Source organism: Lysinibacillus sp. fkY74-1 (assembly GCF_053165895.1).
Window position 1 is genome coordinate 3,173,145 of record NZ_CP170173.1, and the last position, 12,528, is coordinate 3,185,672.

The window sequence follows — 12,528 nt, forward strand, 5'->3', positions numbered from 1 at the left end:
TTAGTCTAGTCAAAATTACTACCAACAGTATATCATAATCTCCTCTTGATGAACTCGGAAATACACCTAGAAGGATATGATATACTAAATAATGCGATTCAACATTGTTCAGTGATCCACTATCCGCACTGTATTTTAGTGCAAATAAATGGATGAATGTAAAATGACACCGACTGAAAGGGGGATTTATATTGCACAATGAACCACTTGCTTTTCGAATGCGCCCTTTAACACTTGATGAAATTGTAGGTCATCAGGACTTTATTGGTCCAAACACAGCTCTATATAAAATGATTCAAAATGAACATGTCCCTTCCATGTTGCTTTACGGAGAACCTGGCATAGGCAAAACCTCGATTGCAAATGCAATTGCTGGAAGCTCTCAGCTCCCTTTCTTCGCACTTAACGCGACACGAGCTGGTAAAAAAGATGTGGAAGATATTGTCCAGGAAGCTAGAATCTCAGGGAAAGTTCTACTTTTTTTAGATGAAATTCATCGCTTCAATAAATTACAACAAGACACTTTGCTACCGCATGTTGAAAACGGCTCGATTGTGTTAATCGGTGCAACAACAGAAAATCCTTACCACGATGTCAATCCAGCTATTCGTTCTCGCTGTGGTGAGATATATCAACTAAAACGATTAACCAAGGAAAATCTAATGGAGCTTGTAGAAAAAGCACTTGCAGATGAAAGGCGGGGCTTAGGTAAATATCATTTTATCTTAACAGATTCACAAATTGAGCGTATTGCAGAAGCAGCTAATGGCGATGCACGAAAGGCATTGACTTTGCTAGAATCTATTTATTATGCAAGTGATGAAGTGGAAGGGCAAACGATTGCAGCCGATCATATTATTGATCACCTGATTAGCCGAATTGGTGTTTATGGTGATAAAAAGGGCTCCCATTTTTATAATCTACTTTCTGCCTTGCAGAAGTCTGTCCGTGGCAGTGATACCAATGCCGCACTATATTATTTAGCACATTTATTAGAAACTGGTGATTTAGTGGCTGTCAGCAGACGATTGCTTGTCATGGCGTATGAAGATATTGGCCTTGCTAATCCTGAGGTAGGTCCTCATATGCTAGCCGCAGTTCAGGCAGCAGAACGTCTTGGATTACCAGAGGCACGTATCCCACTTGCAAGTGCCGTTATTGAGATGTGTTTAGCATCAAAATCTAATTCAGCTATTCTGGCAATCGATGAAGCGATAAAGGCGATTCATGATGGCAAAACGGGGGGTATCCCTCATCATTTGCGTGATGCTCATTATGCAGGGGCAAAAGATTTAGGTCATGTTGGGTATCAGTATCCTCATAACACACCCATCGGAACATTCGGTGGCTGGGTAGACCAACAATACTTACCCGATGAGCTTGTTGGGACCGAGTTTTATAAACCTGTTGTTGCAGGTGAGGAAAAACGCATGGCTAGTATCTACGAAAAGCTTAAATCTTTTCATCAAAATAAAAAATAGTTTTCCAGAGCAAAGTCCTTCCTTCTATCTTTAGAAGCGACTTTGCTTTTTTAAATACAAAAAAAGAACCCACGAAACTTGAATGGGCAAATACATCCATTTTTCAACACGTACCGTTGTTGAAAACTAGAAATAATTACAAAAGTTCACGTAGATTCTTATCTATAGTCTATTTTCAGAAAATAGACTTTCTTTAATTGTCTAGATATTCAATTCATGATCAACAAATAATTTAAACTGTTGTAGACATTTCTTTACATCACCCTTTTGTACGAGCACTTCATTACGCAAAGTAGTCACTTTTTCTTTATCCTCTACTACTTCAGCCATGAGGGTAAAAATATCTGTCAATAATTGCTCATTTTCCTCTTGATCGATGCTAGGCAAAGAAGAGGCCGCAATATGTAATAACTTCTCCACTTTATTAGGCGTCTTTTGTAAAGCATTAGATGAATAGAACGTTGAAGCAGCTAAAAAATAGCATAGCTTGGCACTACAGTCGATAAACAAATGCCAATACGTATTTGCACTAGGGATTTCCCCTGACCGATTATCGATATATTCCTTATAAAAAGTTGTCACTTGTGTATATAAAGGATTCAATTCTCGCATCGCTTTCGGATAATTATCAGATGTGTCTAAGTAATCAAATACAATGGCATTCATTTTCTCTTGAAGCTTGACAATATCTAAATGATCTCGAATAATTTGAATTTCCATTTTCCCACTCTCCCATTTGTCATTTGTTGATTTCGCACTTCATGGCTATTTTTGATTAGCTCAAAGCATCCCAAACAAACTGATCGATTATCTATTGGAATTATTCAAATTATAGCAATAAACCAATTAGAGTAGTGGGGACATGAAAAAAATAAGACAATTTCGTGAATTAATAGCATTTTATGCACATAAGAAGAACTATTTTGGTAAAATTATACCCTTTGTACATATTCATCAAATAGCGCTTGTTCCATTGTTCGATCAACAATTTCCACAATACTTCCCTGGACATATTTTTTAATACGTTTATTCGGGATATAAAAATAAGCATTGTTTTTAATTAACCATTCACTCAATGTTAGGTCACTACCTGCTTGTTCATTCGTTAATATTTTCTTATGCCGTAAAATATCGGCCATTTTATAAAACCCATCTGACAATTCATAGGCAGATACATCAAAATTAAAAATGGGGCTTACAACCTGTCCGATATCATAAATATGTATCGTTTGCTTCTCTTCATCTATAGCCAACTCGACAGTGCTTATTTCATCGAATAGATTTAAACCTCTATACTCCATTTGATAAATTTTTTCCATCTGTATATGCCTCCTTTTTATAACGATCTTATTGTAACATAGAAAAAGTAGCCCCTTTAAAAATAATAAAGGCGGCTACTTCTACGAAAATGATTCATTATGCTGTTTTTTGAAATCTTATAGGGTATTAACCTTGTACGCGTGTGATTTTCACATCTTTTAGGATCGTATTAACAACCCAACTTGCTGCAATTAAACCTGCAACTGATGGCACGAAGGCATTGGAAGAAGGTGGCATCTTCGCTTTACGAATTGCAGCATCCGGCTTCCCTACATGTTCAACCACATCTGGACGTACGACAATCGGACTTTCATCCGAAAATACAACTGTCACACCCTTATGGATTCCTTCTTTACGTAACTTTGTGCGTATAATTTTTGCTAGTGGGTCTGTATGTGTTTTTGAAATATCTGCAATTTGGAAGCGAGTAGGGTCCATCTTATTCGCAGCACCCATACTAGAAATAATAGGAATATTACGCTTTAAGCATTCTTTCATAATATGAATTTTATACATGACTGTATCACTTGCATCGATTACATAATCAATGCCTTGTGCGAAAAATTTTTCATACGTTTCTTCCGTATAAAACATATGCATATCAATGACTTCACATTCGGGATTAATATCTGCAATGCGCTCTTTCATAATAGCTGATTTAGATTGTCCAACTGTAGATAGATACGCTACTAATTGTCTATTCACATTGGTAATATCTACATTATCCTTATCGACTAATATAATTCGGCCGATACCACTTCGTGCACATGCTTCAGCAGCAAATGATCCAACGCCACCTACACCAAGAATAGCAACCGTTGTATTTTTTAATTTTTCGAGACCCTCTGTTCCTATAGCGAGCTCGTTACGTGAAAATTGATGTAACATCCTGACACTCTCCATCTATGAAATTTTATTAGTAAACCTAGTTATATACTAAGATAAAATCAAAACCTATATTACATTTTATCATGTTATACATCAAGTGAAAATTAGAAAGAAAAAAATAGAGCAATTGAATCGATTCAATTGCTCTGTACTTCATTATACATATTTTTTTGAAAGGTCTCTATAAAAGAATTACTATACTGGACATTTATTTGTTGAAGGGCGGCAATGACAGCTCCTCCTATTGGGGGTAATGCAGGGGTCTTAAAGCGGAACGGTAATGTCTGCTCCATTGCCATTGCTTGAAGCCTTGGAACAAAGTAATTTTCATTCGTAAATACGCCTCCACATAGGACGACAGGCACTTCTTCTTGCCCCCACGCCATCCGTAAATAGCATGCTTTAATTGCCTTAAAATAGTTTTGACAGGCTTCCTCAATGATTCTCTTGGCTACTAGATCACCATCATCAGCCGCTGCAACAATATAGGCACTCAATGGCGCGATGACTGTGCGCGGATGCTCCTCTCCATAAACACAGGCAATTAATTGTGGTACATCATCTACTGAGAAATGCTTCATTACAGCTTCTGTCAATATAGTACGAGGAGCCCTGCCATCATAGCTTTGTAGAACAGCCTTTAGTAATTGGACACCTAAATCATAGCCACTTCCTTCATCATCAAACAGATATCCCCAACCGCCTACTCGGTGATAATGCTGCTGCTTATCATATCCCATTGTGATAGCGCCTGTCCCCGCGATTTGAACAATTCCTGCCTTTCCCAGTGTACCCGCATAAAGAGCGATTAACGCATCATTGTCTACCGTAATGGTCGCGGAGTCACACACATATTGCCGTAATATAGATTCCACCATGCTCTCAGCTTGAAGCTCCATGACACCCGCCATACCCGCAAAGCAGCTCGTCACCTCTGCTACTATTTGAGGATTTTGTTGCTGTAAACTTTGCATGATTGAATGAATGGTTGCCTCGAAATATGGTTGGTCCATAGCTGTGGGGTTACTGCGAGTTGTGTCTATTTGGGCAAAGCATTGACCTTTTTCATCACAAATAATCGCTGTCGTTTTGGTGCCTCCACCATCAATGGCTAAAACATACATAACACCATTTCCTTTCGCATAAAGAAAAAGAGATTGATAGCTCAATCCCTTCCTCTCTTATTTTCATTTCGTAAAACCAAATGACGACCATGGTTGAATGTGCGCTAGTAAAAATTGTTCTTCTTCGACAACACTTGCGACAACATTACTTGACCCAGCATTTGGAATTTCCTTTAGTACGATTTGTAGCTCACCTTTATATCGAACATCCAAATTATTATCGATTGTGACATCACCCATCTTTAATGGTCGTGTATTATGCACAGGAAAGTCACCATTTTTGTATTTCACGCGAGATTGTGTGCTGCGAATCACATACTCAGATACATCGCCTCGATTAAAATGCTGTTCCTTATAAAGAATTGTTTCCTCTAATATACTCGTATCTGCTGACTGAACAAGCTTTAATTCAAGCTTCTGGCGGTTTAATTGTCCTAAAGCTCGTATTTCTTCCTCCGATGCATACATATTGCCAATGATGCAATCATCAATTAACCCTGTATGCCATAAATCTTTTGCCTGCACCGTAATGGGAAGGTGACGGTGCTCCTCTAATGTTGGTAAACCTTGTTCTGTTATTTCCCATGGTCCAAACTTACCATGCTGAGAGGAAATCATGGCAGCTGTCCGAATATTATTTGCTTTAAACTGTTGAGAGGTTTGTAAAAAATGCTGACGAGATAAACCTGTAAATTGTCTCGGATAAAAATTATGACAGCCGATAATATTTTCTTTATTCGGGCGGTACGATAAAATATTGTCTAGATATTTCGTACCATTACTTATATTTAATTCAATTTTTAGATTACTGGCATCAAGTGACATGAATGCTTCTTCCTGACCTGAGAAACCCATGTCTAAACGCAAAGCAGCTAAATGATAATGCTCTTTCAAATACCCTATATCTTTATAGCTTAAATTTAGCTCTTGAAAAACGGCTGGCGCTATATCTGCAGAAATGTCAAAGCCCAATTGCTGTGCAAATTGATTTATTTGTTGTAATTTCTGTCGTTCTTCTTCCTGCCTTAATGACATCAAACATGTAAAAATACGATCGAAACCATTGTCATGAGCAAGCTGAACATAACGCTTCATTTCGTCTAGTGTACTATGCTGTGGATATAGCGAAATACCTAATCTCTTCACTTCAAACCCTCCGTTAGTAAACGCTTATACTTCTACCTTTTGGCCTTCCGTTTGGGCTACAGGTGATTGTTCACCCTGTGCCGCTGAAACAGCTTTTTGTTCGTTTTGCTTTGCCATGCGATTTGCCATAGAAAGGAATGGCAAGTAAATGCATATAGCTACTACAATTAAAACGATACTTAATACGGCTCCACGCCAAGATTGTGTTACTAGGAAACCATTAATAATCGGTGGTGTCGTCCATGGAACCGCAATGGTTGCCGCAGGCACAAACCCCCATTTTGTTGCGAAGAATGCAATCGTCACATTGACCATTGGTGTCAAAATAAATGGTACAAATAAGATTGGATTTAATACAATTGGTAAACCAAATAATAATGGTTCATTAATATTAAATAATCCAGGAGCAGCTGATAGCTTCCCTACTGTATTATATTGTTTGTTTTTACGAGCAATAATGAAGATGGCAATAATTAAGGCAATCGTTGTGCCTGATCCACCCATATTAATAAATGCATCGAAGAACGGTTTATTAATAATATACGGTGCTACCTTACCAGCAGAAATAGCTGCAACGTTGGCATCAATTGCTTGTAGGTTAATGGATTGCATAAATGGCTCGATAATATTCGCGCCATGTATACCAAATGACCATAAAAACGTAGGAATGAAAGCTAAAATAAGACCAGCTACCCATGTATTTGTTAAGCCCATAAAAGGCTCTTGAATTGACGAATAAAACGATCCAATAATATCTGGTACATCAAAGCCAGCCGAAATAATTGTCCGAACTAATGCAAATAATCCGATCGTAATAATTGCAGGCAGTAATGCAGCAAAAGATTTGGATACAGCCGATGGTACACCTGCAGGCATTTTAATCAGTAGTTTAGGGTTACCCGATAATCGTGAGAACAGCTCTGCGGAAATTAGAGCCGTTATAAGGGCAACAAATATTCCTCCTGTACCTGTCGTTAATCCTGTTAAACCACCTTCCCCAAACGTTCCAAACGTCATATAACTGGCAAGACCGATAACCCCTCCGGATAGTGCATCCTTGTCATAGCTTTTTGTCAAATGGTAGGCAACAGAGAAGGCTAATAATAGTGAGATGATTCCAAATGTTGCGCCCCAGACATTGCCTCCAAACTGTGTCCATGTCTCATGTTTCCAAATGGCATCGAGTGCATTTTGATAAAATTTGATAGGCAAATTGTTAATAAGTACAGCCAGTGATCCTACAATCGTCAAAGGCATGATCGTAATAAATCCATCACGAATGGCAACTAAATGACGCTGATTCCCAACCTTAGCAGCAACCGGTACAAATTTTTCTTCTAAAAAACGGAACATTCTCATACACTCCCTTTGCTTTTTATTGTGACATCAAAATTTGATGTTACTCCCCTTTGATTCGTTCATATAATTCAATCATTTCCTGTGCTAAATCCCGAAATGTAATAGCGTTCATTAAATGATCCTGCGCATGAATTAATAACATCGATACTTCGACTTTTTCTCCCCTTGCCTCTTGTGATAATAAACCTGTTTGAGAATGGTGCGCCTCAATCAATGCCTCATTCGCTAATTTAATCTTTTCCTTTGCTTCGTCTATCTGTCCCTTTTTTGCCAGTTGTAGAGCTTCCATGCATTCACTTTTTGTATGACCACTATGAACAATAAGCCCCATAATGGATTCCATTAATGCTTTTTCTTCCATCCCCTTCGAGTCTCCTTTAACCTATTAATTGTAATGCTTGCTGCAAGACTTTTTCTCCATTCATCATGCCGTAATCTGCCATATTAATGACATCGATTGGGAAATCCATGCCCTTGAATTTTGTTTCATACGAGCCCTTTAAATAGCGTACTTGAGGACCTAATAACAGCACATCAGCTTTTTTAGTCGCCAGTACTTTTTCAACTTCCCCTTCTGCAATTGCATAAATATCTGCCTCAATATTTTGCTCTTGTGCAGCTTTTTGCATCTTTGATACTAATAAACTAGTACTCATACCGGCTACACACACTAACATAATATTTTTCATTCGTAACACTCCTTTTTTCATTTTCCAATCGTGTAATCGCTTACTTAATTTGAGAATAGCACCTATTGGTATATACCACAATATGTTTTTTACAGTAATTTTCTACTTTTAGAACTATTTACAAAATTGGGCTATTGTTCTTGTATAGAAAAATAAACGATTCTACTTATCTGGTATAGTCCACAAAAGAATTCAAAAAAATTTTAATATTCCTGACTATTCATTCCTTAAAAATATTCATAAAATGCTGGTTTTTCGGTAGATAATGCCCACTGCCAATGCTGAATAATCTTCTTATCTATAGGTTGATTTGCATACATAACAGCTTCTTTTACTGACAGATAGCCCACCATCATTGCTGAAAAAAGATTAATTGGTAATGTTAACATATGCATGTCAATGATCGAATTTGTCTTAATTATTGAGACATGACCACTTTTATTTATTTCATAGATTTGTTCATTCCACTGACAAAACTTATCTTCAATACGGACATACAACGTTTCATGAATATCCTTCCAAGGATATTGCTGCATAAATGCATAAACATCGACTACTCTGACCATTACATCCTGTTTAACTTCCTTTTTAAATTGTGGCTCTTCGAAATAAAAGCCAAATGGCATATGGTTGGAAGTAACCCCTTTAATACTACTAACACTCGCTGCATGAGATGTTATGTAACGCCACATTGCTTGCTCTGCTGAATAATTTGCTACAATAAAATCCTGAATTTCAAACGTATTATGCTGAATCGTATATCGGATATATCCCTCTACATAATCCTCGTTTAAATAGGCAGCAAAATGACTATCTGGGCTCCTTCTTTCAATTCTTTTCCACCATGCATCATCTCGGATCATACCACCATTTTGAGAGATAGCCATTGCCTGTTGAAAATCCTTGATCCTCTCGAAAAGCTCGGAGTCTGGCCATTCAAAGCTCATCCGTTTAATGACATCTAATTGCCTTCCCAATGAAGGAAACATTGATTGTGGTATTGTGTAATATAACTTCTCGAAGAACAGCTCCCATCCGAAATGACGGTAGAAGGATACAGAGAAAGGGGCTAATACAGAAATGGTCTGCCCATTCTCACGCATATTTCGTAGGGCTTCTATCATCAGTCTTTTTATAATTCCCTGCTGACGATACTCCGGATATGTAGCGACAAACCCTATGCCCCCCATTTTGTAGCTGATACCGTGCACGGTCATATTAAGTGGTAGGATTAATAGCTGCCCCACCACCTTTTTGGCATCATAGGCACCTAGTGTTGTACTATGCTCGATCCAATAATGAAAATCCTCTCTACGTGGCCCTATATATTTATTTGGAAAACAATAATCCCGTAATTGATGAATCTGCTCATAATCATTCGGTGAAATGATACGAATGTCCAAAAAACCACCCCTTTAAAAACTGAATATTCTTATAATTCAATAGCTACAATCTGTTAAATGAGATTCATCTGCAGTGGCTTGAAAAGAAACCACTGCTTGCTTGAATCCTTAAAGCTCTTCTCCTATTTCCTTCGACACCATAATGTCTGTTATTGTTTGAAATAATTTTTCAACGTCTGAACCATCTGCTGAAATTTCCACTACACTTCCTGGTTTAACCCCAAGTGACATGACGCCCATAATAGACTTTAAATTTACTGCCTTCTCTTGAAAAGTTAAGGTAATGTCACTTTCGAATGGTGTAACCGCAGTGACAAGTAATGCAGCGGGCCTTGCATGTATTCCTTCTGGTGTCGTAATTTTATACATTTTCTTCATTCACAACGCCTCCATTTTCATGTGAAATCTATCCGATCTTGATAATTGGCAATCATTATCTCATTATGTGACCAATCGGAGTCTACATTATTGCTAACAAAAATGGGCAGCTCGGTTGAAGTCTTTGCAATTTCTTCAATAACTTCGCTGAATAAAGCATTCAATAGCAGCGAACCGATAACTGTCGATGCAGGTGCATATTGCATGTTTTGTGCATGTAGAACACCATCGCCAATAGGTATATGAGTATTAATAACGTGATCTACCACTTCTTCCAGTCGTAGCCCACTGTGATGACGTGTAGCCTGCTCTCTATATTCAAGTGATTGGAGAGAGAGGACTAATACGTTAGCATTTTTGGCTAATAGAGCAGCATCAATCGGTGCTGAATTTCTTCCAGAAGTTGAAATCACAATGCAAATATCATTTTCACGAAAGTCAAATTGCTTTTTATGTTGTTCAATAATTGCTGGGTCCTTTTCATTAATTGAAGAGGCTATGGCACCTGCATGTAATGCTAGAGGCTCAATAAAAATCGGACGAACAGGTACTAAACCTCCCGCACGGTAAAAGGCCTCCTGTGCTAATAGCTGTGAATGACCACAACCAAATAATTGGATAATCCCACCTTTTTGAAGGCGTTGCACAATAATTTGTGCTGCTTCTTTTATACAAGCAGACTCCTTCTCCTTCACAACGTGGATCAGCTTTTCAATTTCAGTAAAATATGCATCCATATAATCACCTTTTAATTTCACTTATAAATTTGTAGCGATCAGCACGATACGTACTACGTACAAGCTCAAACGGTCGACCGTCAGATAAATAACTCGTACGTTTAATAATTAAAACAGGTGCTGTTTGATTAATCTGCAAAAACTTACCATCCTCTTTAGACACAATAGCTGCTTCCATTTGTTGAACGGCATTACCAATTTTTTGATGGAACTTCGCCTCAATTAATGCATAGAGAGAGCCCATTATTTGCTTCTCATCTAACTCCGGATATACTTTCACAGGTATATATGTTTTTTCAATCGCCATTGGTTGTGAATCGGCATTTCTTATTCGTACGACATAAAATACTTCTTCTCCTGGCTCCATCATTAAATCCCTTGCGATATCCACTGGTGGTATGATTTTTTCAAATCGTAACACTTTACTACTTGGTTCCATCCCTCTTGCTCGCATATCCTCAGTAAAACTTGTTAAGCCTTTTAACGGCTGCTCCAATTTTGGATTGGCAACATAGGTACCTCTTCCTTTTTCACGATATAACAAACCGCTATTCACTAGATTAGTAATGGACTGACGAACAGTCATTCTACTAACATCAAATTGTGCAGAAAGCTCTCGTTCTGAAGGTATTGTCTCACCAATTTTGTACTCTTCTAAATAAATTCGTTGTTTAATAATCTCTTCTATTTGTATATAGATAGGTATATGAGAATTTTTCTCTAACAATTCTTGCACCATCCTTATCGCCTCATTTATGATTTCTCAAATACAACTTTACCTCGACAAATAGTTTTTTGCACATTTAATTTTCGATCAAGCAATACAAAATCTGCATCAAAACCTTCTTTAATTCGTCCTTTTTTGGACAACCCTAACTGCTCAGCAGCATTCGTAGAGGACATGGCAACTATTTCTTGAAGTGAACAATTTGTAACAGCCTTCATATTTTTTACTGCCTGCTCCATCGTTAAAATACTCCCAGCTAATGCTCCGTTTGCTAAATGAGCACCTTTTTCGCTCACGAACACGGTTTGCCCGCCTAAATCATATTCGCCATATATTAACCCTTTCGCACGCATTGCATCTGTAATAAGTATAATGCCCTTTGCACCCTTCATACGATATGCTAACATCACTGATTGAGGATGACTATGCACAAAATCGACAATAAGTTCAACCTTAATTTTGTCGTCTAGTAATGCTCCTCCCACAACACCAGGGTCACGATGGTGAAAGGGTCGCATTTGATTATATAAATGAGTGACCTGATTTACACCCAAAGCTACTGCCTTTTGGACTTCCTCTATTGAAGCATCAGAGTGACCAATTGATGGAATGACATGAAAGTTCATTAGTGCTTCAAGAAATGTAAAGCCGCCCTCTAGTTCTGGTGCCATCGTGATTTGTCTTATTTGATAGTTACTAATGTTTTGCCAATGAGCAAATTGCTCAATCGTAGGACTAATCATGTAAGCTACTGGCTGAGCACCAGCACGTATTTTCGAAACAAATGGACCCTCCACATGTATGCCCAATAAATTGGCTTCCCCTACATTACGATGGAATTTTGCTACATTCATTAAAGCGCTTTCAATTTTACCAATGGATTGTGTCATCGTTGTGGCAAGAAAACTTGTAACACCTTCTTGCACTAAAGAACGAGCTATGGCATGTAAGGACTGTTGAGTAGCATCCATCGTATCATGACCAGCTGAACCATGAATATGCATATCAATAAAACCTGGGAGCAGAAGCCAATCCTTAGCTGTACCATCTATATATTGAGCGGCTTCCATTTTAAAGTTGCGGCCAATTTGGGCAATTTCACCATCCTGAATATAGATATCACCCTCAAATGGTCTTCCCTCAGGATTAATCATTGTGACATGGGAGATTAATAGCGTATCCTTCAAAATTTCACCTCCAGCTAAATATTAAAAGCTCTGAGAAATTTTCAACATCCTCTTCAAGGTATAGTTGTCTATACCAATTATATGCCGAT

14 protein-coding genes are annotated in these 12,528 nt (G+C 37.9%); 1 reads left to right on the forward strand and 13 read right to left on the reverse strand.

Annotated elements, in window-relative coordinates; translation table 11 throughout:
- Positions 1-191: 191 nt before the first annotated feature.
- Positions 192-1,481 (forward strand): replication-associated recombination protein A, encoded by a 1,290-nt coding sequence (locus ACE1MS_RS15590; RefSeq protein ID WP_036164345.1) that lies wholly within the window; start codon positions 192-194, stop codon positions 1,479-1,481.
- 201 nt (positions 1,482-1,682) lie between these two features.
- Here the strand turns inward: ACE1MS_RS15590 and ACE1MS_RS15595 are convergent, their stop codons facing one another.
- The 13 genes from ACE1MS_RS15595 to nagA all read right to left on the reverse strand — a co-directional run bounded on the left by ACE1MS_RS15595 (position 1,683) and on the right by nagA (position 12,439).
- On the reverse strand, positions 1,683-2,201 hold the full coding sequence (locus tag ACE1MS_RS15595) for a hypothetical protein (protein ID WP_012295406.1): 519 nt from the start codon (positions 2,199-2,201) through the stop codon (positions 1,683-1,685).
- Positions 2,202-2,413: 212 nt separating this feature from the next.
- Positions 2,414-2,800: a hypothetical protein gene (locus tag ACE1MS_RS15600; RefSeq protein WP_031419255.1), complete on the reverse strand. Its 387-nt coding sequence runs from the start codon at positions 2,798-2,800 to the stop codon at positions 2,414-2,416.
- A 127-nt stretch (positions 2,801-2,927) separates the two neighbouring features.
- The gene (locus ACE1MS_RS15605) at positions 2,928-3,689 is read right to left on the reverse strand and encodes a tRNA threonylcarbamoyladenosine dehydratase (protein ID WP_031419256.1); all 762 of its coding nucleotides are present in this window, start codon (positions 3,687-3,689) and stop codon (positions 2,928-2,930) included.
- A gap of 137 nt (positions 3,690-3,826) precedes the next feature.
- On the reverse strand, positions 3,827-4,858 hold the full coding sequence (locus ACE1MS_RS15610) for an N-acetylglucosamine kinase (protein ID WP_230591282.1): 1,032 nt from the start codon (positions 4,856-4,858) through the stop codon (positions 3,827-3,829).
- 18 nt (positions 4,859-4,876) lie between these two features.
- Positions 4,877-5,959 carry a DUF871 domain-containing protein gene (locus ACE1MS_RS15615; protein WP_447402465.1) on the reverse strand — a complete coding sequence of 361 codons (1,083 nt, stop codon included), beginning with the start codon at positions 5,957-5,959 and terminating at the stop codon, positions 4,877-4,879.
- A gap of 24 nt (positions 5,960-5,983) precedes the next feature.
- On the reverse strand, positions 5,984-7,312 hold the full coding sequence (locus tag ACE1MS_RS15620; RefSeq protein WP_447402466.1) for a PTS sugar transporter subunit IIC: 1,329 nt from the start codon (positions 7,310-7,312) through the stop codon (positions 5,984-5,986).
- A 46-nt stretch (positions 7,313-7,358) separates the two neighbouring features.
- Entirely contained in the window at positions 7,359-7,679 is a 321-nt protein-coding gene (locus ACE1MS_RS15625) for a PTS lactose/cellobiose transporter subunit IIA (protein ID WP_197149840.1), read from the reverse strand.
- A 16-nt stretch (positions 7,680-7,695) separates the two neighbouring features.
- Positions 7,696-8,007 carry a PTS sugar transporter subunit IIB gene (locus ACE1MS_RS15630; RefSeq protein WP_031419261.1) on the reverse strand — a complete coding sequence of 104 codons (312 nt, stop codon included), beginning with the start codon at positions 8,005-8,007 and terminating at the stop codon, positions 7,696-7,698.
- Between the two features lie 227 nt (positions 8,008-8,234).
- A complete protein-coding gene (locus ACE1MS_RS15635) occupies positions 8,235-9,410 on the reverse strand; it encodes a GNAT family N-acetyltransferase (RefSeq protein ID WP_012295414.1) in 1,176 nt (391 codons plus the stop codon).
- A gap of 108 nt (positions 9,411-9,518) precedes the next feature.
- On the reverse strand, positions 9,519-9,788 hold the full coding sequence (locus ACE1MS_RS15640; RefSeq protein WP_012295415.1) for an HPr family phosphocarrier protein: 270 nt from the start codon (positions 9,786-9,788) through the stop codon (positions 9,519-9,521).
- A gap of 17 nt (positions 9,789-9,805) precedes the next feature.
- Complete coding sequence (locus ACE1MS_RS15645) at positions 9,806-10,525, reverse strand: sugar isomerase domain-containing protein (protein WP_031419266.1); 720 nt, start codon at positions 10,523-10,525, stop codon at positions 9,806-9,808.
- Positions 10,526-10,529: 4 nt separating this feature from the next.
- Positions 10,530-11,252, reverse strand: a complete 723-nt coding sequence (locus tag ACE1MS_RS15650) for a GntR family transcriptional regulator (RefSeq protein WP_031419268.1) — start codon at positions 11,250-11,252, stop codon at positions 10,530-10,532.
- 26 nt (positions 11,253-11,278) lie between these two features.
- Positions 11,279-12,439, reverse strand: a complete 1,161-nt coding sequence (nagA, locus tag ACE1MS_RS15655) for an N-acetylglucosamine-6-phosphate deacetylase (protein WP_447402467.1) — start codon at positions 12,437-12,439, stop codon at positions 11,279-11,281.
- Positions 12,440-12,528 lie beyond the last annotated feature (89 nt).